Origin of the sequence: Micropruina sp. (assembly GCF_047602385.1) — a bacterium.
GTDB lineage: Bacteria > Actinomycetota > Actinomycetes > Propionibacteriales > Propionibacteriaceae > Micropruina.
Genome location: NZ_JASGHL010000002.1, coordinates 226,652 through 251,246 on the forward strand (window position 1 = coordinate 226,652; position 24,595 = coordinate 251,246).

25 protein-coding genes, 1 tRNA gene and 1 pseudogene are annotated in these 24,595 nt (G+C 69.3%); 7 read left to right on the forward strand and 20 right to left on the reverse strand.

The genetic code is table 11. The features are described 5' to 3' along the window. Nucleotide 1: 1 nt before the first annotated feature. Nucleotides 2-919, reverse strand: coding sequence for a phosphodiester glycosidase family protein (locus tag QM711_RS05880; RefSeq protein WP_415097257.1), 918 nt, complete (start codon nucleotides 917-919; stop codon nucleotides 2-4). A gap of 182 nt (nucleotides 920-1,101) precedes the next feature. Here QM711_RS05880 and QM711_RS05885 point away from each other — a divergent pair, with 182 nt between their 5' ends. After that, a complete protein-coding gene (locus tag QM711_RS05885; protein WP_415097259.1) occupies nucleotides 1,102-1,371 on the forward strand; it encodes a DUF2277 domain-containing protein in 270 nt (89 codons plus the stop codon). 131 nt (nucleotides 1,372-1,502) lie between these two features. On the opposite strand, the gene QM711_RS05890 is transcribed toward QM711_RS05885, so the two are convergent. Both QM711_RS05890 and QM711_RS05895 read right to left on the reverse strand, forming a co-directional pair. Beyond that, nucleotides 1,503-1,916 carry an SRPBCC family protein gene (locus QM711_RS05890; RefSeq protein ID WP_415097261.1) on the reverse strand — a complete coding sequence of 138 codons (414 nt, stop codon included), beginning with the start codon at nucleotides 1,914-1,916 and terminating at the stop codon, nucleotides 1,503-1,505. Nucleotides 1,917-2,475: 559 nt separating this feature from the next. After that, nucleotides 2,476-3,084 carry a DNA-3-methyladenine glycosylase gene (locus QM711_RS05895; RefSeq protein WP_415097263.1) on the reverse strand — a complete coding sequence of 203 codons (609 nt, stop codon included), beginning with the start codon at nucleotides 3,082-3,084 and terminating at the stop codon, nucleotides 2,476-2,478. A gap of 36 nt (nucleotides 3,085-3,120) precedes the next feature. On the opposite strand from QM711_RS05895, the gene QM711_RS05900 reads away from it, so the two are divergent. After that, complete coding sequence (locus tag QM711_RS05900; RefSeq protein WP_415097265.1) at nucleotides 3,121-4,044, forward strand: hypothetical protein; 924 nt, start codon at nucleotides 3,121-3,123, stop codon at nucleotides 4,042-4,044. Nucleotides 4,045-4,122: 78 nt separating this feature from the next. On the opposite strand, the gene QM711_RS05905 is transcribed toward QM711_RS05900, so the two are convergent. Continuing rightward, a complete protein-coding gene (locus QM711_RS05905) occupies nucleotides 4,123-4,968 on the reverse strand; it encodes a neutral zinc metallopeptidase (protein WP_415097267.1) in 846 nt (281 codons plus the stop codon). Between the two features lie 119 nt (nucleotides 4,969-5,087). On the opposite strand from QM711_RS05905, the gene QM711_RS05910 reads away from it, so the two are divergent. Then, nucleotides 5,088-5,813 carry an NUDIX hydrolase gene (locus QM711_RS05910; protein WP_415097269.1) on the forward strand — a complete coding sequence of 242 codons (726 nt, stop codon included), beginning with the start codon at nucleotides 5,088-5,090 and terminating at the stop codon, nucleotides 5,811-5,813. 117 nt (nucleotides 5,814-5,930) lie between these two features. On the opposite strand, the gene QM711_RS05915 is transcribed toward QM711_RS05910, so the two are convergent. Further along, nucleotides 5,931-6,764: a Bax inhibitor-1/YccA family membrane protein gene (locus QM711_RS05915; RefSeq protein WP_415097271.1), complete on the reverse strand. Its 834-nt coding sequence runs from the start codon at nucleotides 6,762-6,764 to the stop codon at nucleotides 5,931-5,933. Nucleotides 6,765-6,953: 189 nt separating this feature from the next. On the opposite strand from QM711_RS05915, the gene QM711_RS05920 reads away from it, so the two are divergent. Continuing rightward, nucleotides 6,954-7,631: a VIT1/CCC1 transporter family protein gene (locus QM711_RS05920; RefSeq protein ID WP_415097273.1), complete on the forward strand. Its 678-nt coding sequence runs from the start codon at nucleotides 6,954-6,956 to the stop codon at nucleotides 7,629-7,631. 27 nt (nucleotides 7,632-7,658) lie between these two features. After that, nucleotides 7,659-8,999 carry a DUF2252 domain-containing protein gene (locus tag QM711_RS05925; protein ID WP_415097275.1) on the forward strand — a complete coding sequence of 447 codons (1,341 nt, stop codon included), beginning with the start codon at nucleotides 7,659-7,661 and terminating at the stop codon, nucleotides 8,997-8,999. Nucleotides 9,000-9,003: 4 nt separating this feature from the next. Here QM711_RS05925 and QM711_RS05930 read toward each other — a convergent pair whose 3' ends face one another. From QM711_RS05930 to QM711_RS05990, 13 genes are all read right to left on the reverse strand, one after another. After that, nucleotides 9,004-9,333: a histone-like nucleoid-structuring protein Lsr2 gene (locus QM711_RS05930; protein ID WP_415097277.1), complete on the reverse strand. Its 330-nt coding sequence runs from the start codon at nucleotides 9,331-9,333 to the stop codon at nucleotides 9,004-9,006. Between the two features lie 141 nt (nucleotides 9,334-9,474). Then, nucleotides 9,475-9,548 (reverse strand) — tRNA-Leu (locus tag QM711_RS05935). A 30-nt stretch (nucleotides 9,549-9,578) separates the two neighbouring features. Continuing rightward, nucleotides 9,579-10,499, reverse strand: a complete 921-nt coding sequence (locus tag QM711_RS05940) for an exopolyphosphatase (protein ID WP_415097279.1) — start codon at nucleotides 10,497-10,499, stop codon at nucleotides 9,579-9,581. Then, a complete protein-coding gene (locus QM711_RS05945) occupies nucleotides 10,496-10,993 on the reverse strand; it encodes a DUF501 domain-containing protein (protein WP_415097281.1) in 498 nt (165 codons plus the stop codon). The genes QM711_RS05940 and QM711_RS05945 overlap by 4 nt, the downstream gene beginning before the upstream one ends. Before the next feature lie 171 nt (nucleotides 10,994-11,164). Then, entirely contained in the window at nucleotides 11,165-11,746 is a 582-nt protein-coding gene (locus QM711_RS05950) for an FtsB family cell division protein (protein ID WP_415097283.1), read from the reverse strand. Nucleotides 11,747-11,779: 33 nt separating this feature from the next. Beyond that, nucleotides 11,780-13,069, reverse strand: coding sequence for a phosphopyruvate hydratase (eno, locus tag QM711_RS05955; RefSeq protein WP_415097285.1), 1,290 nt, complete (start codon nucleotides 13,067-13,069; stop codon nucleotides 11,780-11,782). A gap of 109 nt (nucleotides 13,070-13,178) precedes the next feature. Continuing rightward, nucleotides 13,179-13,790, reverse strand: a complete 612-nt coding sequence (locus QM711_RS05960; RefSeq protein ID WP_415098609.1) for a MazG family protein — start codon at nucleotides 13,788-13,790, stop codon at nucleotides 13,179-13,181. A gap of 41 nt (nucleotides 13,791-13,831) precedes the next feature. Next, nucleotides 13,832-14,356 carry a hypothetical protein gene (locus QM711_RS05965; protein ID WP_415097287.1) on the reverse strand — a complete coding sequence of 175 codons (525 nt, stop codon included), beginning with the start codon at nucleotides 14,354-14,356 and terminating at the stop codon, nucleotides 13,832-13,834. A gap of 288 nt (nucleotides 14,357-14,644) precedes the next feature. Then, entirely contained in the window at nucleotides 14,645-18,223 is a 3,579-nt protein-coding gene (mfd, locus tag QM711_RS05970) for a transcription-repair coupling factor (RefSeq protein ID WP_415097289.1), read from the reverse strand. A gap of 19 nt (nucleotides 18,224-18,242) precedes the next feature. Beyond that, on the reverse strand, nucleotides 18,243-18,623 hold the full coding sequence (locus QM711_RS05975; RefSeq protein ID WP_415097291.1) for a hypothetical protein: 381 nt from the start codon (nucleotides 18,621-18,623) through the stop codon (nucleotides 18,243-18,245). A 199-nt stretch (nucleotides 18,624-18,822) separates the two neighbouring features. After that, nucleotides 18,823-19,002: a hypothetical protein gene (locus QM711_RS05980; protein WP_415097293.1), complete on the reverse strand. Its 180-nt coding sequence runs from the start codon at nucleotides 19,000-19,002 to the stop codon at nucleotides 18,823-18,825. A 247-nt stretch (nucleotides 19,003-19,249) separates the two neighbouring features. Beyond that, nucleotides 19,250-19,849 (reverse strand): aminoacyl-tRNA hydrolase, encoded by a 600-nt coding sequence (pth, locus tag QM711_RS05985; RefSeq protein WP_415097295.1) that lies wholly within the window; start codon nucleotides 19,847-19,849, stop codon nucleotides 19,250-19,252. Between the two features lie 9 nt (nucleotides 19,850-19,858). Beyond that, the gene (locus tag QM711_RS05990; RefSeq protein ID WP_415097297.1) at nucleotides 19,859-20,494 is read right to left on the reverse strand and encodes a 50S ribosomal protein L25/general stress protein Ctc; all 636 of its coding nucleotides are present in this window, start codon (nucleotides 20,492-20,494) and stop codon (nucleotides 19,859-19,861) included. Between the two features lie 420 nt (nucleotides 20,495-20,914). Between QM711_RS05990 and QM711_RS05995 the strand changes: the two are divergent. Further along, nucleotides 20,915-21,034: pseudogene (locus QM711_RS05995) on the forward strand (LacI family DNA-binding transcriptional regulator); the annotation flags it as partial. 33 nt (nucleotides 21,035-21,067) lie between these two features. After that, nucleotides 21,068-21,904 carry a substrate-binding domain-containing protein gene (locus QM711_RS06000; protein WP_415098611.1) on the forward strand — a complete coding sequence of 279 codons (837 nt, stop codon included), beginning with the start codon at nucleotides 21,068-21,070 and terminating at the stop codon, nucleotides 21,902-21,904. Nucleotides 21,905-22,004: 100 nt separating this feature from the next. On the opposite strand, the gene QM711_RS06005 is transcribed toward QM711_RS06000, so the two are convergent. Together QM711_RS06005 and glmU are read right to left on the reverse strand one after the other, a co-directional pair. Then, complete coding sequence (locus QM711_RS06005) at nucleotides 22,005-22,982, reverse strand: ribose-phosphate diphosphokinase (protein WP_415097299.1); 978 nt, start codon at nucleotides 22,980-22,982, stop codon at nucleotides 22,005-22,007. Further along, nucleotides 22,979-24,433: a bifunctional UDP-N-acetylglucosamine diphosphorylase/glucosamine-1-phosphate N-acetyltransferase GlmU gene (glmU, locus tag QM711_RS06010; protein ID WP_415097301.1), complete on the reverse strand. Its 1,455-nt coding sequence runs from the start codon at nucleotides 24,431-24,433 to the stop codon at nucleotides 22,979-22,981. Before glmU ends, QM711_RS06005 begins: the two co-directional genes overlap by 4 nt. Between the last annotated feature and the right edge of the window lie 162 nt (nucleotides 24,434-24,595).

Consider the following 24,595-nt stretch of genomic DNA (forward strand, 5'->3'; position numbering starts at 1 on the left):
CTCAGCCCGCCAGGTAGAGGATGTCGGAGGTGCCGCGTTCCTTGCCGCTGCCCAGTGGATTGTTGACCAGGGAGCCGTTGAACACCATCGCGGACGAGCCGCCGCCGTCCAGGTTGTAGGCGACAGTGGCGCCCCGGTCGGCGAAGAGCTGGGCGAACTCCGGCAGCGTCACGCCGCGGCTGTAGCCGGTGCTGCGGCCGTCCACCACGATCCACAGGAACCGGCCGGGCTGGATCATGCCCACCCCGGTGCGGGGCTGATCGCCCTGGATCGAGTGGTTGCCGAAGTTGGTGTCGATCTCGATCGAGTCGATGCCGGCGACCACCGTGCCGTCCGCCACCAGTCCCGGACCGAACGAGAGGGTGTGGTAGACGCCGTCGGCGATCAGCGCCGCCGCGTTCGTCGCGGTTTCGTCGTAGAGGGCCATCGAGCCGTCCCGTCGCAACGCGAGGCCCTGGCGGGCGCCCTTGTCCCGGTAGGCCACGCCGTTACGGACGACGATGCCGGTCTCGCGAAACCCGTAGTAGTCACCATTGATCGCCAGCACGGCGTTCTTGGTGGCGGCGATCGAGGAGGGGTAGTCGATGATGTTGGTGCCGAAGGAGTCCTTGGCGAAGGCCGACCGGATCAGGGTGGCGTCACCGGCGGTGATGTCGGCGACGAAGTAGGTGACGGCGTCGGCGCCTGATCCGACCGAGACCTTCTCGATGCTGAGCGACGTGCTGGCGCTGGTGTAGCCGTTCGCGCTGAAGGTGCCGGCGGAGGTGGCCGCGACCGCGTCGGTCACCGTGCCTTCGACGTGCTCGACCAGGTACCGGTCGAGCGCCCAGGCCGCCGTCCCGCCCAGGCCCGCGACACCCGCGAGCCCGCCCAGCAGCAGTCGGCGGGACACCCGCCGGGTCAATACCGAATCGCTCATGGCTCCGTTGTACGAAGCCCGACTGTGCACCGTCTGTGCGGTCGCTGCGCCGCCGCTGAGGGCTTGACCGGGGCGTGGGTCAGCCGATCGGTGGTTCCTTGATCTCGTTGGTCACCACCCGGAGAGGCTTGGCCGTGGCGACCCTCAGCCTTGCCCGGTGTGGGGCGGCGTAGGGTGGCGGCATGTGCCGCAACATCCGTCCACTGAACAACTTCGAGCCGCCGGCAACCACCGACGAGGTGCGCGCGGCGGCGTTGCAGTTCGTCCGCAAGGTGTCCGGGACGACCAAGCCGTCCAAAGCGAACGAGCAGTACTTCACCGAGGCGGTCGAAGAGATCGCCCACATCACCCAGCATCTGCTCGATCACCTGACGACGTCCGCACCGCCCAAGGACCGCGATGTCGAGGCCGCGAAGGCCCGCGCCCGCTCGGCGGCCCGATTCGCCAGCTGAGTGGGCCGGCCGGCGGACTCCAATCGACCGCGGCGGTACGTGAGGACAGACCCCAGGTACCACGCGCAGTGATGATCGGCCGGCTTGGTGGACGGCGTGCGGGCTCAGACCCCGCGCACCGTCGGCCGGGTTCAGCCGGCCGCGGCGATCCGGTCGAGCGCACTCTCCCAGTGCTGCGTGATCGCGTCGACGTCCCAGCCGCCCGGGATGTTCTCGTGCCGGATCTCGACCACGGTGGAGTCCTCGGACTGCTGCAGCAGGTGCAGGTCGACGAGAGACTTGGGGGCGTCGGGTTCGGCGTGCCAACTGAAGCGGATCTGCTCCAGCGGGTGATAGCTGCGGACGACGCCATGGGTGCCGTCGGACGACCGCCAACTGTCGCCCTTGTCACCCAGTTGGCCGCCCTCGCCCAGCAGCGCCTCGGCGCCCGCCGGGGTGGCCAGCAGCCGCCACACTTCCTTCACGGGTTGGGACACCGACCGCTGCACGACCACGGTGGTGTCCTGGGACTCCTCGAGCGAGTCGCTCGCACTCTGATCTGACATTGAAACCTCGATCCGATCGGTCCGAACCGGTCGACGGCGACCGGTAGGCACTCACCATACCCCCGCCCCACGGGCGCGGTCGGCGTGTCGGTCCACGTCTTCGGAACCCTCAGCGACTACAAAGAGAAGCGCGACCGGACCGCGTATGAGGTGGTCCGGTCGAGTTCACTCCGCGGCCAGCGCCACCTCGCAGGGCCCTCGTCCAATCTGGGGCTCCTGGGACAGGTGGGACGAGCAAAAACCCTTGTGACACGCGATACCAGCCGCATCGGACGCGTCCGCGAATCTGCGCCACGAGTTCCGGAAAAGGCCTTGCGCGACCCGGCCGGGCGGAGTAGAAATACCTCTACGCCGGATCGGACGAACCGGGTCGCAAGACCCAAATGGATCGTCACCAACGAACCGGCGGACGCCTCGGAGATCGGGGCCCACTGCATCCGGAGCGATCCGGACGCGTTCCGCAAGACGAGCGGACGGGCCGGCGGACCGAGCGGAGTTCGGGAGTCGTCTTCCCCGAGCGAAACAGGGGCGGACCAACTCATACTTGGTCCGCCCCACCTTACGTTTCGGACCCATTCTCTCCGCGGACGCCGGTCCCGGGTCGCGGCAGCCGAGGACTCCGACGATAGACCGACACCGACGGGTCGCCGGCCAGCCAGAACCGCCATGGACGCCGCGCCGCCACCGACACCCCCACCCGGGGACCCACCGCGATCGTGCCGACGGCACTGATCCTGGGCAGCAGTTCCAGGCCCGGTTCGCCGAGCCGGCGTCCCGAGTCGTCCAGGGTGAGCCCGAGTGCCTGGCCCAGGCAGCCCGGCCCGCGGGCCAGCCGGGAGTCGCCGACACCGGCCCGGCGAGCCCGGGCGACGTCCAGGCCTTCGGTCACCGCACCAGCCCGCAGCAGCACCGCCGAACCACTGCCGGATGGTCCGCAGACGATGTTGGCGCAGATGTGGATGCCGTAGGAGCGGTAGCAGTACAGCGTGCCGGGCGGCTCGAACAGGTGCCGGGTGTGCGGACGCCAGCCCCGGTAGGCGTGCGCCGCCGGGTCGTCGGCACCGTGGTAGGCCTCGGTCTCGGTGATCCGGATGGTCACCGGCCCGACCCGCAGCCGCATGCCCAGCAGGTCGGGGGCCACCGCCACCGCGTCACGGGTCAGGTCCACGGAGTCAGTCTGCCCCGGTGGCGGTAGTCTCGCGGAGTGCGTGCCCCAGCTCTGACCGCGGCGGTCCTCGCGTTCAGCCTGCTCGGCGGCTGCACCCAGCCCGCCTCGTCCAGTACCCCGCCGCCGAGTTCGAGTGCCGGACCCACGGCGGTCAGCCTGGACCTGACCGCCCCCGATCAGGCCCGAGCGATGGTCCGCCGGCTGATCGCCAAGGCGGGGACGCCCCAGCTGATCCAGGTCGAGATCACCAAGGAGTGGGCCGCCATCACCGTGGTCAAGGACTCTCAGGCCGAAACCTGGGCCTGGCGGGACAACACCATCAAGCAGGTCGACTCCGATGTCGCCTACGTGCAGCAGACCATCTTCTCCATCGACGACTTCAACATCACCGACGTGGGCGGCTTGTTCCGCGCGGCCACCAGCATCTCCGGCTCGGACAGCGACCAGGAACTGCAGATCGTGGACTCCTCGGCCGGCCAGGTCTTCATGAGCGTCTCGACGGTGCCCGAGTCGCGCACCGTCTTCTTCTATCCCGATGGCGCCTTGCTGCCGACGCTGGAGTTCAGCACCGAGGGCGGCATCCGGCTCGGGTTGGAAGATGCCAGCGGCACCCGCACCACGGCGGTCGCGATCGGCGTGCAGTCGAATCTGGGCGCCTGGCTCGACTTCCCGGGCAGCACCACGACAACCATCCGGAGGCTCCGGACGGCCAGCGTGCCGGTCACCATCAACGAGCGTTCCCAGCGCCCGGACCTGCCGCCGTTCGCGGTGTCCCGGGTTCGGGCCAGCGCGATCTGGCGAGTGCTGGCCGACGCCCGGCAGCGCGACGCCTTCGAACTCGGTACCCGCTGGCAGGTCACCATCGACGACCGGGCCCGGACCGGCGTCCCACGGATGTACTTCACCATCGGCACCACGTCCCTGGTCACCGACCTGGACGGCCACCAGGTCTCACCCTGACCACAAAGCCCTGCCTAACTACCTGTGCCCTCCCGCAGGTGGCAGGGCACAGGTAGTTAGGCAGGGCCTTACGGGTGGTCAGGAGGCGAAGGTGTCACACCGGGCCGGGTCACCGGTGCTGAAGCCGGTGGTCAGCCACTTCTGCCGCTGCGCGGCGGACCCGTGCGTCCAGGACTCCCGGTCGACCCGTCCGGTCGACTGCTCCTGAATCCGGTCGTCGCCCACCGCGCGGGCGGCGTCCGCGGCCCGGTTGACGTCGTCGGCGGTGACCGACGCGATCGGCGACTTCGGGTCCTTGGCCGCGTTGGCCAGCCAGACCCCGGCGTAGCAGTCCGCCTGCAACTCGAGCTTCACCTGCGGCGAGTTCGCGCCGGCCTTGATCCCGGAGCGCTGGACGCGGTCCAGCACGCCGGCGAGGTTGGAGATGTGGTGGCCGTACTCGTGGGCGATCACGTAGGCCTCGGCGGCGTCCCCGCCCTTGGCGCCGAGCCGGCTGGTCAGTTGGTCGAAGAAGCCGGTGTCCAGGTAAACGACCCGGTCCACCGGGCAGTAGAACGGTCCGACCGCGGACGTCGCCGTCCCGCACGCGGTGCTCACCTGACCGGTGAAGATGTGGGTCTTGGTCGGCTGGTAGCCGGTCACGGCGCCCGCCCAGTAGGCCTGGATCGAGTTGGTGTAGGCGACGAACCGGCACTCGCGGTTCTTCGCCACGTCGGCCCCCGAGCGGCAGTCCGCGAACGTGTCGGTGGTCTGCTGAGGGGTGGAGGAACTGCCACCGAGGACGACGCTCGGATCGATGCCGAGGAACACAGCCAGCAGCACCAGAACCAGTCCGCCGACGCCGCCGATCGCCAGTTTGCCGCCCATCCCGGAGCTGCTCGTCACCTGTGAGCTGTCGAGGTTTGCCGAATCCCGGTACTGCACCGCACTTCCTCCTTCGCCCGTGGTGGCATGGAGTGTACGTCGGACGGCGGATCCGCCCCAGTGCCCCGACGCCGGGGCGTCGGTTTGGTCGGTCCAGTTGGCTCGGTCATCATGGGCAGATGCAGATCGTCGGCGTCGTCGTCGCGGGAGGGTCGAGTGTTTTTGCCCGCCCGCTGACCCACGGCAGCGATCCGCACCGGCTCGCCTGGGAACTCGGCTACCGGATCGTCCGGCCCTTGTCGGCGACCGGCCACGGCGACGATCTGACCTTCACGGTGCAGGTGTCGGCCCACGGACGCCGGATCGCCGAGCGCGGTCCGCAGCGGCGCCGGTCCCTCGACCCGGGCCTGATCGCCAAGGACGCCGAGCGCCCGGTCGTCCGCCAGCGGCTCGCCGCGTACGCCATCGTGCTCAGCAGCCGCGGCCTGCTGGCCACCGAGTTCTCCGAGCGGACAGCTGTGCCTCACTCCTGGGGCCTGCCGGGAGGCGGCATCGACGAGGGCGAGAACCCTAGCCAAACGGTGATTCGGGAGGCCGTCGAAGAGACCGCCCAACAAATCGAGATCTCCCAGTTGCTCGATATTCAGACCGACCACTGGATCGGCCGCTCACCCAGCGGGGTGGTCGAGGACTTCCACGCCGTCCGGATCATCTACGCGGCCAGCTGCCCCGAGCCCACCGACCCGGTCGTCCAGGACGTCGGCGGGACGACGGCGTCCGCTCGCTGGGTACCGCTCCAGCAGTGGCACCGGCTGCACTGGGCGGCCGGCTCGCGCGCCCTGCTCGAGCGCCACCTGAGCACGCTGGCCACCCGGTTCGGCTACCGCCGGCGCAGCGCCGGCTGATCCCACCCCCGCGCTCGCCGGGTGCGCCGCAGCGGGACGTGATCCCGCGAAGGTGGGAGGGACGGGTCGACATGCAAAGACGCCGCCGGACGTGCCGGCGGCGTCCTGCGAAGGGCCTCAGTTGGAGCGGAAGTACGACAGCAGCCGCAGCATCTCGATGTAGAGCCAGACCATCGTCACGGTGAGGCCGAACGCGCCCCGCCAGGACTCGGACGCCGGGGCGCCCATCGCGATGCCCTGCTCGATGTAGTCGAAGTCGAGGATCAGGTTGAACACGGCGAGGCCGACGCCGATCGCCGAGATCAGCAGCAGGATGGCCAGGTTGCCGCCCGAGAACAGGAAGCCCATGCCGAACAGCGACAGGACGAAGTTCACCATCAGCAGGCCGGCGTAGGCCAGCGTGCCGATCATCACCATCTTGCGGAATTTGTTGGTGACCTTGATCCGGAAGAATTTGTAGGCGGCGAGCGTCGCGCCGGCGGTGACCAGGGTCGCCATCACGGCGGCCGGGACGATGCCGCCCCAGGCGGACTCGTAGACCTTGCTGATCGCGCCGATGAACACACCTTCGATGGCGGCGTAGGCGAGCACGGCACCCGGGTTGATCACCCGGCGGGCCGCCACGATCATCACGGTGATGAAGCCGACGATGGCGCTGACGATCACCGCGGGGAACAGGAAGCGGGCCGGCATGAACATGAAGGTCAACGCCGCGGTCGCCACGACGGTGCCCATGGTAATGGCCGACTTGGTGATCACGTCGTCGATCGTCATGGTCCCCTGGGCGGTGTGCGCCGGGTCCTGCGGGTACTGCTGGCCGGGGTACGGCTGACCGGGCTGCTGGTAGCCGTACTGGCCCTGGGGCTGACCGGGCTGCTGGTAGCCGTACTGGCCCTGCTGTTGCGGGGTGAAAGCATCCGGCCTCGAGAGAACGGGGTTGGAGCTACGCATGTGAGTTTCTTTCTCCTCGTGGATGTGGGTCCATAGTAGATAACGCGTCCAGCCCCCGGTTGCTTCCTGACCCCGATTCGGCCCCGATCTCGCGTCCACTCGGTGGTTCCGCGGCCGCCATTGCTACCCTCACGCTGTGAGTCAGCGCATCCCGGTGAGGAGGCCAGCCGGCCCAGACGGTGCCGGCGGATGACGGATCGGTCGTGGTGGAAACTGAGCCGGGACGACGCCCGGGCCCGGGTGGCCGACGTCAATGACGGCGTGCTCGGCGTGGCCGGCCTGGCCGAGGGACTGGCTCTGGTGCTCGACACCGACGCCCTGGCATCGATCGTCGCACTGGCGGCATTCGCCGGAGCAGTGTCGCTGGGCGCCGCCAAGTACGCAGAGGTGGCCGCCGAGCGCGAGGTGCAGCAGCATGTCATCAGGACCGAACAACGCTTGCTTGAGTTGAGTCACACCGAGGAACTCGAGGAGCTCGCGGCACACTTCCGCAACAAAGGGGTGAGCGAGGAAACCGCCCGGAAGGTCGCCGAGGAACTGGACGCCGCTGACAGTCTCACCGCACAACTCGAGACCGAGTACGGGATGACCGAGATCCTGACGCCCGCCGAACCGGTGAAAGAGGCCTGTAGCTCGGCGGTGGCCTTCCTGGCGGGAGCCATGGTCACGGTGCTGATCGCGATGGCGGTGCCCCGGGACTGGGTGGACGAGTTCGTCATGGTGGGCGTCGCGATGTCCTTGGCCGGCACGGCGGTCATCTTGGCCTGGCTGGGCGGCACACGGATCTGGTCATCCGTCGTCCGATCGCTGGTGATCGGTGCGGCTGCACTCGGCGCCAGCGTGCTCGTCGGGACTATGCTCGGCTGACATGACCCGGACGCCGGCAAAGTCGCGATGAACTGGAATCCGCTGCCCTCGACGCAGGCGCTGGTCGCGGACGGCCGACTATTGCGCAAGCGCGTTCCGCGCCACACGCTGGCGGCGCTGTCCGGCGGTCCCCGGGACCCGCTCGGGATCCTTGCGCAGCAGAACGCAACCAGGATCCAGGAACTGATCGGGCTGCGCACCGAGCGGATGTCCGCAGACGCCTTCGCCTTCTACCGGGGTACTGCCGCGCTGATGGCGGCAGACCTCGCCGAGGACCCGCACACCGGGCTGCTGGTCGCCTCCTGTGGCGACGCGCATGTGGCCAACTTCGGCTTCTTCGCATCCCGGATGCGCACCCTGATGTTCGACTTGAACGATTTCGACGAGTCCGCCTGGGCTCCGTGGGAATGGGACCTCAAGCGGCTGGTCGCCAGCGTGGTCATCGCCGCCCGACACTCCGGCCGGTCCGAGAACGCGACCCGGCGGGCAACGATCGGCGCGACCATGGCCTACCGGCACGTCCTCAACGAGGCGGTGGCGCTCTCGCCCACGCACCGGTTCTTCTCCCACCTGGACGCCGAAGCCGGCATGGACCGGCTGCGGGGCAAGTCCAAGCAAGTGCTTCAGGCGGCGATCCGCTCGGCCCAGAAGCGCACCGGGGAGCGGGCCGTCCGCCGACTGACGGTCACGGACGCCGACGGCCGGATGCGATTCGTCGAGCGGCCGCCGACCATGACGTCGCTGGGTGCCGACGAGGCGAGCCGGGTACACGACTACGTTGATCGCTGGCACGCCTCGGCAGCCGCCGACGTCCGGTTGGTGGTGCAGCACTATGACATCGCCGACCTGGCCCGCCGGGTGGTCGGCGTCGGCAGCGTCGGCACGCGATGCTCTCTGGTCCTGCTGCAGGACCGCGACAACCATGCGCTGATCCTGCAGTCGAAGGAGGCCAACATCAGCGTGCTGGAGCAGTACGGACGGATCCCCCAGCCCGCGATGCTCAACCAGCTGATCGAGACCGACGGCCAGGGCGCCCGCGTGGTGGCTCTCCAACGCATCCTGCAGGCAGTCTCCGACCCGTTCCTGGGCTACCTGCGGGCAACTCACGCCGATCTGTACGTGCGGCAGTTCCACGACATGAAGGGCAGCATCGAGGTCGACCAGCTGGAGGACCGTCCGTTTGTCGAGTACGCCGAGGCATGTGCGGCCACCCTCGCCCGGGCACACAGCCAATCGCCGGGCGCAGCAAGGATCGTCGGCTACCTCGGGTCAGGACGTGCCGTCGCCGAGGCGATCACGCAGTGGAGCCATGCCTACGCCGATCTCTCGGCGCAGGATCATCGCGACTTCGTCGCCGCATCGGGCTGACGCGCTACTTCGCGCTGTTGTAGGCGTCCCTGACCGCGTTGCTGATCCGTCCCCGATCGGAGACCTCGTAGCCGTTCTCGCGAGCCCAGCGACGCATCGCGTCGAGTTGCTCCTTGTCCGTCCTGGCCACCGCTCGGCCGCTCGGTCGGCTGACCGGCGCGCCGGTGCGGCGTCCGGCCCGCGTGTACGTGCGGAGCCCCTCCCGCAGGCTCATCGCATTGGCTTCGCTGAGGTCGATTTCATAGTCGACCCCATCGATCGCGAAGGTCAGCGTCTCGGCTGCGGGTGTGCCGTCGATGTCGTCGATGTGGGTTACCACTGTTTGGCGCGCCATGCGTGAACTCCTTGTCCCCAGGTTGTGCTGGCTTGGCGGGTTGTCGATCGGAAACTCTACTGTGGTTCGAGTTCCGCACCTGTCTGCCGGGCCGCCGCCGATACGGTTCAGCCGGGTTTTGCTCGCGCGAAGCGTGCCGCGTGCCCCCGGCGGGGTTCGAACCCGCACTGGGGCGGGTTTAAGCCGCCTGCCTCTGCCGATTGGGCTACGGGGGCACGACGCCGATCGTAGTGGTTGCCCGGCGATCAGGCTCCCAGCAGACCGAGCGCGATGCCGTCCAGGATGTCGGATTCGCTGACCGTCAGATCGACACTCACCCGTCGTCCAACTCGGTCGGCGATCAGCGAGCCGGCACAGATCACGTCCGCCCGCTTGGGGTGCATGGACGGCAAGTCGCGCACCTGCGCGACCGCGGCGCCGAGCAGCCGCTGGGTCAGCGCGGCGAGGTCGGACCGGGTGATCGTGGAGCCATGCACCTTGACCCGGTCGTACTCCGGCAGCCGCTGGTTGACCGCCGACAGCGAGGTCGCGGTGCCACCCACCCCGATCCAGGTGGCGACCTCGCCGAACGGGATGCCGCAGGAGTCCAGCAGCGAATCGATGTAGTCGGACGCCCGGGCGACCTGCTCGGCGGTGGGCGGGTCGCCGGCCAGGAACCGCTCGCGCACCCGGACGCTGCCGATGTCGAGGGAGAGCCCGTGATCGATCCGCGGGACGGTGCCACCGGCACCGATCACCAACTCGGTGGAGCCGCCGCCGATGTCCATCACCAGGGCCGGGGTAGCCACGTCCGGCAGTGCGGTGAGGGCGCCGCGGAACGACAGCGCCGCCTCCTCGTCGCCGCTGATGATCTCGGCGTCGACGCCGAGCCGTTCGCGGGCGCCGGCGAAGAACTCGTCTCGATTGGACGCGTCCCGCGCGGCCGAGGTGGCGACCAGCCGAACTCGCTCCACCCGGTGCTCGGCGATCACCGCGGCGTACTCGGCGAAGGCGTCCAGGGTGCGTTGCAGGGCGTCCGGGTGAAAGCGCCCGGTGGCGTCCACCCCTTGGCCGAGCCGGGTCAGGATCAGCCGCCGGTCGAGGTCGGCCAAACCGCCGTCCGGCGCGGCGTCGGCCACCAACAGGCGTACCGAGTTCGTCCCGCAATCGATCGCCGCTACCGTCATCGCTCCCCCAGACACTCACCGAACGGAAGTTCCCGCAACAGCTCCACCGCCTCGTCCCCCAGCGGGTTCACCCCCGGGCCGGCGGCCAGCGCGTGGGCCACCAGGACGTGCAGGCATTTCACCCGGCTGGGCATCCCACCGGCGCTGACCTGGTCGATCTCGGGCACCTCACCCAGCGCCCGCCGGTCGGCCAGGTATGCCTCGTGCGAGGCGGCATAGCGGGCCGCCAGGTCGGCGTCCTCGGCCAGCCGCCGGGTCATCTCGGCCATTACCCCCCGCGATTCCAGCGTCGAACAGCCGGCCACCGCCTTGGGGCAGGTGAGGTAGTAGGTGGTCGGGAACGGCGTCCCGTCGGGCAGCCGTGGCGCGGTCACCACGACTCCAGGGCTGCCGTCGGCGCACCTCCAGGCGACCCGGACGAGTCCGCGCGGCGTGCGTCCGAGTTGTTCCTCGATCGACGCCACGTCGGCGGGGTCGATCAGGGACGCGGGCATGGGGTCATTCTGCCCAGTGGACCCCGCGCTGTCGAAAGCCGCCCTCCGCTCGGCGTCGACGAAAGGTGTACTGAGTCGGCCGAAAGAGTGGACCGAAAGAACCGTCCCCGGCGTACCGCGGAAGTGAACCGAAAGAACCGTCCCGCGTACCGCGGAAACTTCGGCCACCGGTCAGCGGCCGACCCGGCGGGTCGGATTGTCGGCGGTCTCGACCGAGCCCCAGAGCCGGTCGAACCACACCGCCGAGTGCTCGCCCGGCGGCAGTTCCTTGGTCGAGTCCAGGACGACACCGGTACCGATCGGCTTGCCGTCCGGGCCGATCACCCGGTAGCCGGTCTCGCCGGGCAGCAGCCAGCCCAGCCGCTCCCGGGCTTGGGCCTTGACGAATGCGGGATCGTTCCAGCGCCGCACCTCGTCCTCGAGCTGCGAGATGCGCTGGGTGCGCTCCTGGATCTGCTGGTTCGCCTCGGCGAGATCGCGTTGCTGGTCGAGGTAGATCCGCAGTGAGTTCGCGTACGACAGCGCCAGGATCACCAGCACGCTGAGCACGGCCAGGGCTCGCCGGGTGAGTCCCAGCCGGCTGGGCAGCCGCGGCAGCCGTCGCGGAGTCTTCGCCGAGGTGACGTCGGAGGTGGCCTCGGACGCCGCCGGCTCCTTCGGATTTCCCCCGGACGCGCGCGAACCGGCCCGGGTGCGTGTCGAGCGCCCCGGGCCGGCTGGCGATGTACGTGCTGGCCGCCGTTCGCGGGCCATCAGACCTGACCTCTCATCAGGTCAAGCGTACGGTCAGTTGGTGCTGAACCTCGGGAAGGCGGCGGCACCGGCGTAGCGCGCCGCGTCCTCGAGGTCTTCCTCGATGCGGAGCAGCTGGTTGTACTTGGCAACCCGCTCCGTCCGCGCCGGGGCACCCGACTTGATCTGGCCACAGCCGAGGGCGACGGCCAGGTCAGCGATCGTGGTGTCCTCGGTCTCGCCGGAACGGTGGCTCATCATCGTGGAGTACTTGGCGTGGTGGGCCATGGTGACGGCGTCGATGGTCTCGGTCAGCGAACCGATCTGGTTGACCTTGACCAGCAGCGCGTTCGCGGTGCCGGTGTCGATGCCGCGCTTGAGCCGCTCGACGTTGGTGACGAACAGGTCGTCGCCGACCAGCTGCACCTTGTCGCCCAGCTCGACGGTCATCGCCTTCCAGCCGTCCCAGTCCTCTTCGTTCAGCGGATCCTCGATCGAGACCAGCGGGTAGTTGGCGACCAGGTCAGCGTAGTAGGCGACCATCTCCTCCGACGACTTGGACTGGCCCTCGAACGCGTAGGTGCCGTCCTCGTTGAAGAACTCGGAAGCGGCCACGTCGAGCGCCAGCGCGACGTCCTTTCCGGGGGTGAAGCCGGCGTTGCCGATCGCCTCGACGATCAGGTCGAGCGCGGCCCGGTTGCTCTCCAGGTTGGGGGCGAAGCCACCCTCATCGCCCAGGCCGGTGGCCAGGCCGCGGCCCTTCAGCACGGCCTTCAGGGCGTGGTAGACGCCGGCGCCCATCTCGAGGGCCTCGGCGAAGGTGGAGGCGCCGATCGGGGCGATCATGAACTCCTGGATGTCGACGTTGGAGTCGGCGTGCGACCCACCGTTGAGGATGTTCATCATCGGCACCGGCAGCAGGTTCGCGGTGGGCCCGCCCAGGTACTTGTAGAGCGGCAGGCCGGCGGACTCGGCGGCGGCGTGGGCCACGGCGAGCGAGACGCCGAGGATCGCGTTCGCGCCCAGCTTGGACTTGTTCGGGGTGCCGTCGAGCTCGATCATGGCCTGGTCGATGGCCCGCTGATGGGTGGCGTCGAAGACGTTGGTGATCTCGGCCGAAAGCTGCTGCTGCACGTTCTCGACGGCCTTCAGCACGCCCTTGCCGCCGTAGCGACCCTTGTCGCCGTCACGCAGTTCGGCGGCTTCGAAGGCGCCGGTGGAGGCGCCCGACGGGACCGCGGCGCGTCCCTGGGAACCGTCGTCGAGTTCGACCTCGACCTCGATGGTGGGATTGCCGCGGGAATCGAGGATCTCGCGGGCGTCCACGAATTCGATGCTTGCCACGATGCAGTGCCTTTCGGGTGGTGGAAACGTCGTTCCTCACCCTAGCGGTCCACCCGCTGCTCGGGCACAGGGTGCGCCAAGGAAAGGACGCGGATGTGCGGGTCTGCCCTCAATGCCCTTCCGGAGCGGCTCCGCGGACGGCCTCGAGGTCGCGAACCCTGCGCTCGAGTTCCCGGACGGCGGCCCGGGTCGCCTGCTCGGCGTCCACTCCGGCGGCGTTCGCCTCGGCGACCAGAGCGAGGATCCGCCGGCCGAAGCCGTCGGCGTCGGCGTTGCCGTCCGCTCCGCTCGGGACGTCGACGGGCAGGCCGTGCCGCTCGCTGCGGGCGATCACCTTGGCGGCCCGGGTCAGCGCCGACATCCGCTCCGGGATGCCGTCCAGCGCGGAACTGCGACCCTTCTCGGCGCGTTTGCGGAGTTCCCAGGTGGCCAGCAGGTCCTCGGGCACCGGCTCGGACGCGAAGACGTGCGGATGGCGCGCGATCAGTTTGTCGCTGATACCGCGGGCGACGTCCTCGAGGTCGAAGCGGCCCTGTTCGGCGGCGATCTCGGCGTGGAAGGCCACCTGCAGCAGCAGATCGCCGAGTTCCTCGACGAGGTCGGCGTCGGTGCCGTCCTCGATCGCTTCGACCAACTCGAGGGTCTCCTCGACCAGATACGGCGCCAGCGAGAGATGGGTCTGCTCGGCGTCCCAGGGGCACTCGCGGCGCAGCCGGTGCATGACCGCGACCAGCCGGATCAGCTCGGGGTGCGGCACGGCACTCAGCGCGCGGGTGCGGTCGGTGTCGCCCACGGCTGGGAGAGCTGACCGCCGGCCTGGTTGACCGCGCCGGCCTGGACCGACCACGAGCCGTACCGTGGGTTCACCTGGATCTGCGCGGCCGCCAGCTTGGCCAGGAACCCGTCCTCGCCGAGGCGATCAGTCACCAGGTTCGAGTCGACCACATCGGTGACGAAGTCGCCGGCGTCCGGCACGTCCGCGTAACGGGCCAGGTTCGCGTTGCCGGCCAGCATCGTGGTGCGGGGCGCACCGGTGAGCTGGATGCCCTGCTCGGACGCGATCTCGCGGGCGACCTCGCCGCGGATCGCGAGCGTCAGCACGATCGCGTGCGGCTCGGCCAGCTGTCCCGGCGTCGCACCGATCGCCCGCACCGCGTTCTCGATCCGCGATGCCGCGATGTCGACGCCGTTCACCGTAGCGGCAACGCCGGCACCGGGATTCGAGCAGCCAGCCAGCAGCAGCAGGCCGGCCACGACCGCGGCCAGCACCCTACGCACGCTCTTCATTCGCCCTCCAGACTCCCCAGCGATCCTAACGGCTCCGTCGGACGGTCACGGACCGGCGGTGTCGCCGAGGCCCGGTCAGCTGACGCGAAGGGACTCGCCGAACTCGAGCGGCGGTGACCGGAAGAACCGTCCCCACGGTCACCGGTGACCGGAAGAACCGTCCCCACGGTCACCCACCGGTGACCAGAAGAACCGTCCCCACGGTCACCGGTGACCAGAAGAACCGTCCCCACGGTCACCCTGGGTCTGGACATGCTCGCTCAACGACTGGCTCGACCGAAGGAGAAGTCAGAAGATGTCGTTCAGGACGGTGCTGGCCCATTCGAGCAGCGGCAGGTCGACGATCGGCTGACCGGCGATCGGCCGGGTCATCGGACGCGGGATCAGCACATGCCCGGCTGCCTTGCGGATCTGCGAGCCGGGATAGAGCCGGTTCAACCGCAACTGCTTCGAGTCGGGCAGATCAGCCGGAGAGAACCGGACGGCGGTGCCGGCCATGATGATCTCGGTGATCCCCTCGGACCGGGCCAGCAGCCGGAACCGGGCGACGGCGAGCAGTGCCTCGGCAGGCTCGGGCAGCGGACCGTAGCGGTCGACCAACTCATCGCGGACGGCCGCGATGCCGGCCTCGTCGTGGACCTGCGCCAGCCGCTTGTACATCTCCAGCCGCAGCCGCTCCGATTCGACGTAGTCGACCGGCAGGTGCGCCTCGACCGGCAGCTCGATCTTCATCTCCGGCTCGGGCTCGGCCTGGTCGCCGCGGAAATCGGCGACCGCCTCACCGACCAGCCGGATGTACAGGTCGAAGCCGACATCGGCGATGTGCCCGGACTGTTCCCCGCCGAGCAGGTTGCCGGCGCCGCGGATCTCCAGGTCCTTCATCGCGATCGCCATCCCGGCGCCCAGATCGGTGTGGGCGGCCATCGTCGCCAGCCGGTCGTGCGCGGTCTCGGTCAACGGCTTCTCCGGCGGGTACAGGAAGTAGGCATAGCCGCGTTCGCGGCCGCGACCCACCCGTCCGCGCAGCTGGTGCAACTGGGACAACCCGAGCAGGTCGGAGCGTTCGATCAGCAGCGTGTTGGCGGTGGAGATGTCCAGGCCGGCCTCGACGATCGTGGTGCAGACCAGGACGTCGGCGCGGCGCTCCCAGAAGTCGACCATCACCTGCTCCAGGGCGTGCTCGTTCATCTGGCCGTGGGCCACCGCGACGCGGGCCTCGGGGACGGCCTCAGCGATCCGCTTCGCCGCCTTCTCGATCGAGTTGACCCGGTTGTGGATGTAGAACACCTGGCCCTCGCGGGCCAGTTCGCGGCGGATCGCGGCCCGGACCTGAGCATCGTCGGAGGGGCCCGCGAAGGTGAGCACCGGGTGGCGTTCCTCGGGCGGGGTGGCGATCACGCTCATCTCGCGGATGCCGGTGATCGCCATCTCCAGCGTCCGCGGGATCGGGGTGGCGCTCATCGACAGCACGTCGACATTCAGCCGCAGCTTCTTCAGCGCCTCCTTGTGCTCGACACCGAAGCGCTGCTCCTCGTCGACCACCACCAGGCCGAGATCCTTGAACTGGACGCTGTTGGCGAACAGGCCGTGGGTGCCGACCACCACGTCCACGCTGCCGTCGGCCAAGCCGGCCAGCACCTTCTTCCGTTCGGCGTCGGTGGAGAACCGGCTCAGCGCCGCCACCGTCACCGGGAAGCCCGCATAGCGGTCGGCGAAGGTGGCGTGGTGCTGCTGCACCAGCAACGTGGTGGGCACCAGGACGGCGACCTGCTTGCCGTCCATCACCGCCTTGAACGCGGCCCGGACGGCGATCTCGGTCTTGCCGTAGCCGACGTCGCCACAGATCAGCCGGTCCATCGGGACGACCTGCTCCATATCGGCCTTGACCTCGGTGATGGCCGCCAACTGGTCGGGGGTTTCGACGTAGCTGAAGGCGTCCTCGAGCTCGCGCTGCCAGACCGTATCGGCCCCGAAGGCGTGCCCCTTGGACGCCTGCCGCGCGGCGTAGAGCTTGATCAGTTCGGCGGCGATCTCGCGAACCGCCTTGCGGGCCCGGGATTTGCGCTTCGACCAGTCGGAGCCGCCCATCTTGTCCAGGGCCGGGTTCTCGCCGCCGATGTAGCGGGTGATCAGGTGCAGCTGGTCCATCGGGACGAACAGCCGGTCACCGGGCTGGCCACGCTTGGACGGCGCGTACTCCAGCACCAGGTACTCGCGGGTGGCGCCCTGCACGGTGCGCTGCACCATCTCGACGTAGCGTCCGACGCCGTGGGTCTCGTGGACCACCGGGTCGCCGGCGGTCAGTTCCAACGGGTCGATGGTGTTCTTGCGCCGGGCCGGCATCCGGCGAGCCGATTTGTCGACTTCCCGCTGGCCGGCCAGGTCGGCCGCGGTGAAGACGGCGAGTTCGACGCCGGGCAGGGTGAAGCCGTGCCGCAGTTCGGCGACCACCACGGTGGCCACGCCGGGCTCGGGTGGGGTGGCCAGGTCGACCGAACCGCGGGCGGGGACGCCCGCCTCGGTCAGCACCTCGCCCATCCGGGTCGCCAGGCCCGGGCTGTCGGCAACCAGCAGCACCCGGTCGCCGGCGCTCACCCGGGCCCGGACGGCAGCCAGGCCAGCTTCGGCGTCCCCGCGGAAGACCTCGCCCTCACGGGCGTCGACGGTGCGGGATTCGACCCCGGCCAGGTCGGCTTCGCCGATGCCAAGGTCGATCGGCTCGTCCCAGTCGTCGACCGGCGCGGACACCGGGTCGGGTGCGGCGGCCCAGGGTGACAGTGACCACCACAGTTGGCCCCGGTCGAAGGCGCGGGTCCGGACGTCGGCCAGCTCGCGGTAGGCGCCGGCGGCCAGGTCGATCGGCGCCTTGCCGCCGGACGCCGCGGCCGCCCAGGACGCCTGCAGGAACTCCTGGCTGGTGGTGACCAGTTCGGCCGACCGGGCACGGACCCGGTCTGGATCGGCGACCAGCACAACCGTGTCAGCGGGCAGCACGTCGATCAGCAGTTCCAGGCCGTCCACCAGTGCCGGGGAGAGTGCTTCCATGCCGTCCACGGCGTGGCCCTGGGCGATCTTGTCGAGCATCTCGGACAGGTTGCCCTCGATGCTGCTGGTCCGCTCGGCCAGTTCGGCGGCGCGAGCTCTGACGGCGTCGGTGATCAGCAGTTCCCGGCAGGGTGACGCGATGACTTCGGCGAGCGGCTCACCGAAGGACCGCTGGTCGGCGACGGCGAAGGTGCGGATCTCGTCCACCTCGTCGCCGAAGAAGTCGACCCGGACGGGGTGTTCCTCGGTGGGCGGAAAGACGTCCAGGATGCCGCCGCGGACGGCGAACTCGCCGCGCCGCTCGACCAGGTCGACCCGGATGTAGGCGGCGTTGACGAGGGCCCGGGCGACGTCGCTGAGGTCGTGGGTGTCCCCGGTGCGCAGGCTCACCGGCAGCAGTTCACCGAGCCCGCGGACCTGGGGCTGCAGCACCGAGCGCACCGGCGCGACCACCACCCGCGGCGCCGGAAGTTCATCGTTGCCGGCCAGCCGGCGCAGCACCTCGAGCCGGCGTCCGACGGTGTCCGAGCGGGGGCTCAACCGCTCGTGCGGCAGCGTCTCCCAGGCCGGGTAATACGCGACGGCCTCGTCGCCGAGCAGCGACTGCAGCGAGCTGGTGGCGGCCTCGGCCTCGCGATAGGTGGAGGTGACGAGCAGCGCCGTGCGTCCCGTCCCGGCGCTCAGCGCGGCGACCAGCATCGGCCGCAGCGCCTCCGGTGCGGTCAGGTCGAGAGCCCGCGGACGGCCCAGCCGCGCGTCCGAAACGGCACGAGCGATGGTGGGGTCGGAGGCGACGAGTTCAACCAGTCCCGACAAAGTCACCGAGACACTTTAGCCTCGATCAGTCGCGTCGGTTCCGCACCACCTTCAGCACCACGCCCACGCCGATGAAGGTCACGAAGAAGCCCAGGAACGCGGCGGCGGCCCGGATGAAGTTGCCCGCCGACGGAAGCTCGCCCATCGATCCGGTCGCGGCGCTGATGTGGACGAGCACCGCCGGGATGTCCCAGGCCAGCAGAGCCACCCCGACGACCAGCAGGACGATCGCCGCCACGATGTTCCCGGACGTCCGGGCTGCAGCTGGCGGACGCGGCGGGGATCCGGCCCAGTCAGAGGTGCGCGCCGGCGTCCAGCCAACCGGACGCCCTGGCTCGGGTCGCGGATCCACGGTGGCATCGAGGCCGGGCTCAGCCACCGGATCGTTCACCGACTGTTCCGTCATGGCGCCAGGGTAAGCGCGGCTGGTGCCGTCCGACCGAGGGAAGCGCTGATCACTGCGGGTTCCGCTGGTCGAGCTGCCGAAACCGGTTGCCAAAGGGGTCTCGACAAGCTCGACCAGCGATGATCAGCGCATCCCTCGGTTCGGGTGGCACGCGGGGACAGACCCCGGGTACCACCCAGACCACTGATCCACCGCCGCCCTACGCCTTGATCGTGCCGAACTCGACGCCCGGGACGCACTGCATCGCGGCCGGCGCGACCTTCGCCCGGATCTCGACCTTCCTGGTCTCCCCTGGCGCGAGCCGGCGGACCACGGTGAACCCGCGTCCCATCACGTCACCGGACGCCGTGGTCCAACTGACCGTGACCAGGAAATCCAAAGGAGGGTCCGCAGGAGTCTGGAAAAGACCCCCGAAAATCGCATTCGCGTGACCGCATCGCCCGCGCGGCCCGCAGACAAACCGACACTGGGCCATCTAAGACAACGTGACCGGCCCACACCAACGAAGCGCTGACTAGTGCTGCGTCTCGCTGGCTAAACCTGTCGAAACCCGTTGTCAGACGGGTCTCGACAAGCTCGGCCAGCGATGATCAGCACATTCCCTCAGGAATCGTCCAAGGTTTGACTCAGCCGTTGAATCTGTTCTGCGCCGCTTCCAGCCCGCCCAGCATCAATGCCTCGACGGCGTCCGCGGCCCGGTCGACCTCGACCGCCAGATCATTGCGAACGGACGCCGGAAAGTTTGTCAGCACGAAATCGGACGGCGCCTGCCGGCCGGGCGGGCGTCCGATGCCCATCCGGACCCGCAGGAAGTCACCGGTGCCCAACGACGACCGGATCGACTTCAGCCCGTTGTGCCCATTGTCGCCCCCGCCGGACTTCAGCCGGAGGCGTCCGAAATCGAGATCGAGCTCGTCGTGGACAGCGATCACTTCGGACGGCTCGGCACCGTAATAGCGGCACGCCTTGGCGACGGCCGCACCGGAGTCGTTCATATAGGTGCGCGGCTTGAGCAGGATGACGCGCCGCGCGTCGGCGCCCACCGCACCCATGCCGGCGGTGGTGATCCTGGTCTCGCAGACGTCCGCGCGCATACCGCGCGGCGCGCTGAATCCAGCGTTCGACCGGCGGGCGAGCTCGTCCGCCACCATGAAACCGACGTTGTGCCGGTGAAATGCGTAGGTCGGGCCCGGATTACCGAGCCCGACCACCAGCCATACAGCCATGGCCGCGAATTACTCGGCTTCGGCCGCAGCCTCTGCCGGGGCGGCTTCCTCGTCGGAGGTGCCGGCGACCGCGGCGTCCAGTTCGGCGTCGATCTGCTCCTGGGTCTTGGCGGCGGCGATGCTGAGGATCAGGTCGTCCGGCTCACCCGGGAACACCGCGCCTTCGGGCAGGTTCAGGTCCTTGGCGGCGATCGAGTCACCGACCTCGAGGCTGGTCACGTCGATCTCGACGGCAGCCGGGATCCGGGTGGCCTCGGCCTCCAGCAGGATCGTCTGCTGGTCCATCACGACCACGCGGTCGGCACGCTCGTCGGCGCCGAGCACGACCAGCGGAACCTCGACCGACACCTTCTCGCCGCGCTTCACGATGACCAGGTCAACATGCTCGATGCTGCCCTTGACCGGATTGCGCTGCACCTGCTTCGGCAACGCCAGCTGGGGCGCCGCACCATCGATGCTGATCGACAGCAGCGCGTTCGCCACCCGCAGCGCCAGCAGCGTCTCGTGCCCCGGCAGGGACACGTGCACCGGGTCGGCACCGTGGCCGTAGAGCACAGCCGGAACCAGGCCGGCACGGCGCGTCCGGCGGGCCGCACCCTTTCCGAATTCGGTCCTGGCGACCGCGGGGATCTTCACTTCAGCCATGGATGGCTACTCCTCATACCTCGTCTGCAACTCGAATCTCGGACGAGGGAGGCGCGCGGATCGGCACACACCTTGTCGATCACGGGCCTGGGGCCCCTCGCCGAGGCAACCTGGACAGCCTATCGCGACCGGGCGGAGCGGAGGAAATCGCTGTCCGCGCGCCGCCCGCCGGACACCAGCTCGGGGCGCACGGAACCCGTGGCGACACCCGGCGACCGGCGATCAGGTGGGAGTCAGGCGCTCGGCAAGCGACCAGACAGGACTCAACTCACTAAATCTATTGACTGGAGCAAGGGAGTCGGCGAGCCTGCCCATGTCGCTCGGTGCTAAATCCTTGCAGCCGCGCGAACCCTCGAAGCATGGAACACTGTGGCGCTAAAGGCAGGTGATGGAGTGAATAAACGCGCGACGTTGGCCGACGTGGCGAGCTTGGCGGGGGTATCTCGAACGGCTGCGAGCCTGGTGTTGAACAACCGCCCGGGTAGCCGGCTCTCGGCTGACGCCACCATCCGGATCCGCGCCGCCGCGGAGCAGCTGGACTACCGCCCGAACCCGGCGGCACGCAGCCTACGGATGGGGAAGACACAGATCGTCGCCTTCATCTCCGACGACGTCACCGTCACCCGGTTCGCCTCCGCGATGATCCGCGGCCTGCTCGATGTGGCCGAAGACCATCGGCACACGGTGCTGATGGCCGAGACCGGCAGCAATCCGCACCGGCTCCGTGAGGCGATGCGGGCGGTCCTCGACCGGCAGCCGGACGCGGTGCTGTTCGGGATGATGAGCGCCCGAGAGTTCGAGGTACCCAAGCTGCCCGCCGACCTGCCGGTCGCTCTGATCAACTCGACCAGCCAGCAAGGGCACCCGAGTGTGCTGCCCGCGGAGTTCGAGGCCGGACGCGCGGTCGCGCGACTGCTGATCGACGCGGGCCACCGCGAGATCGCGATTCTGGGCCTGGACCGGACCGCGGCCGCCGATCCGCGGCTCTCGGTCACCATCGCCACCCGCTACGACGGAATCTTCGAGATCCTCGGCAACCACGGCGTGACGCCCTGCTGGACGTACGCAAGCATGCAATGGGAGCCGGAGACCGGCTACCAGGGCGTCCGGGCCCTGCTGGCCAGCGATGCCCGCCCCACCGCGCTGATCTGCCTCAACGATCGACTGGCCTTCGGTGCGTACCAAGCCCTGGCCGAGGCCGGGGTGCGCATCCCGGACGATCTCTCCCTGGTGTCCTTCGACGACGACGAGGTCGCCGCCTATCTGCGTCCGGGACTCACCACCGCCGCCATTCCGTACGAAGAGATGGGCCGCCGGGCGATGGCGATGCTGCTGTCGGACGCAGAGCCCGGCCATCTGCTGGTGCCGATGCCGATGCGGGTGCGAGAGTCCGTCCGCGCGCTGAGCTAGGTGTTGGTCGAGCTTGTCGAGACCTCGATGGCAACGGGTTCGACCCGCTCGCCGGCGACACCCCGGACCAAACAGTGCTTCCTCAACGGCGGCGGGCGCGCTACTCCATCCCGTCGAACAGCGAGGTCACCGACCCGTCCACGAAGACCTCCTGGATGGCCTGAGCCAGCAAGGGAGCGATCGACAGCACGGTGAGTTTCGGGATGTGCAGGTCGTCGCGGATCGGCAGCGTGTTGGTGACGATCACCTCTTCGAAGGCGGACGCGTTCAGTCGCTGCGCCGCCGGTCCGGACAGGATCGGATGGGTGGCGGCCGCGATCACCGCCGACGCCCCGTGGTCGCGCAATGCGGCAGCGGCCTGGCAGATGGTTCCGGCGGTGTCGATCATGTCGTCGACCAGCAGGCAAACCCGCCCCCGGACGTCACCGACCACCTCGCCGACAGCCACCTCGTTGGCCTTGTTCGGGTCGCGTCGCTTGTGAATGATCGCCAGGGGCAGGCCGAGCCGGTCCGACCAGTTGTCGGCCAGCTTGACCCGTCCGGCGTCCGGTGACACCACCGTCATGTTCTCCAGGGGGTACTTCGCCGCGACGTAATCGGACAGCACCGGGATGCTGAACAGGTGGTCGACCGGCCCATCGAAGAAGCCCTGGATCTGGGACGCGTGCAGGTCGACGCTCATCAGCCGGTTGGCGCCGGCGGTCTTGTACAGGTCGGCGATCAGCCGGGCCGAGATCGGTTCGCGTCCGGCGTGCTTCTTGTCCTGCCGTCCGTAGGGGTAGAACGGCGACACGACGGTGATCCGCTTGGCCGAGGCGCGCTTGAGCGCGTCGATCATGATCAGCTGCTCCATCAGCCACTCGTTGACCGGCGCCGGGTGGCTCTGGATGACGAAGGCGTCCGCGCCGCGCACCGACTCCTCGAAGCGCACGTAGATCTCGGAGTTGGCGTAGGTGACCTGCCGGGTGGGCACCAGGTCGACCCCGAGCAGCTCGGCGACCTCTTCGGCCAGCTCAGGGTAGGCCCGGCCGGTGCACAGCATCAGGTGCTTCTCGGTGGGCCGCTTGATCCCGCTCATTCGGCGTCCTCGGCCGCGGCGACTTCGAGCGCAGCCTCGGCGGCCGCGGCCGTCCGGGTGCCGGCCCGTTTACGGGCCACCCAGCCCCTGATGTTGCGCTGTTGACCACGGGCGACCGCCAGCTCGCCCGGACCGACCGCAGAGGTGATCGTCGATCCGGCGGCGATGTAGGCGCCGTCGGCGATCTCGACCGGGGCGACCAGCACCGAGTCGCTGCCGACGAAGGAAGCGGTGCCGACCCTGGTATGCGATTTGTGGACGCCGTCGTAGTTGGCGAAGATCGTCCCCGCCCCGATGTTGGCGCCGTCCCCGACGGTCGCATCGCCGCAGTAGGTGAGGTGCGGAACCTTGGCACCGGCACCGATCTCGGCGTTCTTGGTCTCCACGAACGCCCCGATCTTGCCCTTGGCGCCGAGTTGGGTGCCGGGCCGCAGGTATGAGAACGGGCCGACCTCGGCTCCGGTCCCGATCACGGCAAGAGTCGCGTGGGTGCGGACGACATGGGCACCCTCGCCGACCTCGACGTCGATCAGGGTGGAATCGGGTCCGATCACCGCGCCGGTGGCGACCGATGTCGCACCCTCCAACGAGGTGCCGGGCAGCAGCGTGACGTCGGTGGCCAGGTCGACCGAGTCGTGCACCCAGGTGGTTGCCGGGTCAAGCACGGTCACCCCGGCGGCCATCCAGCGGCGCAGGATCCGCCGGTTCAGCTCCGCGCTCAGTGCGGCCAGCTGGACCCTGTCGTTGACTCCCTCGGCCTGCACCGCGTCGGCGAGCACGGTGCCGTCGACCCGGCCGCCTCGACCGCGGGCGTAGGCGATCACATCGGTCAGGTACAGCTCGCCCTGCGCGTTGTCGGTGCCGAGGGCGGCGATCCCGGCCCGCAGCGTCTCGGCGTCGAAGACGTAGATGCCGGCATTGATCTCGGTGATCGCCCGCTCGTCGTCGGACGCGTCGCGCTGCTCGACGATCCGGGCGACCTCGCCACCCTCGCGCACCACCCGGCCGTAGCCGGTGGGATCGGCGGCGATCGTGGTGAGCAGCGTGACGGCATTGCCGCCCGAGCGGTGCGCGGACAGCAGTTCGTGCAGCGTCTCACCGGTCAGCAGTGGAACGTCGCCGCTGGTCACGACCACCTCGCCGGCCATCTCGCCGAGCACCGACAGACCGGCGCGGACGGCGTCCCCAGTCCCCCGCGGCTGCTCCTGGACAGCGGTGATCACCTGCGGCGCGATCTCGTCCAGGTGCGCCATCACCTGCTCACGCTGGTGCCCGATCACCACCACCAGGTGCTCCGGTTCGAGCGCGCTGGCCGCCTCGACCGCGTAACTGAGCATCGACCTGCCCGCGAGCGGATGCAGCACCTTTGCGGTCGCCGACTTCATCCGGGTGCCCGCACCGGCCGCCATGATGACGACGGCGGCGACGCGCCCTTGGTCGGTAGTGGACACGAATTCTCCAAGAGGTCGATGGGCCACGCGAGCCTCCGCAGCCGAGGTTCCCCCGAGCCGGGAGGTTCGGACCTCAGCCTAATGGACGCCGCCGACCCCGCTGTCAACCCCGCCCGCCGCCCGCCGCACGCTCGCCGGACTATTCAGGGCTCGCCGAGTTCG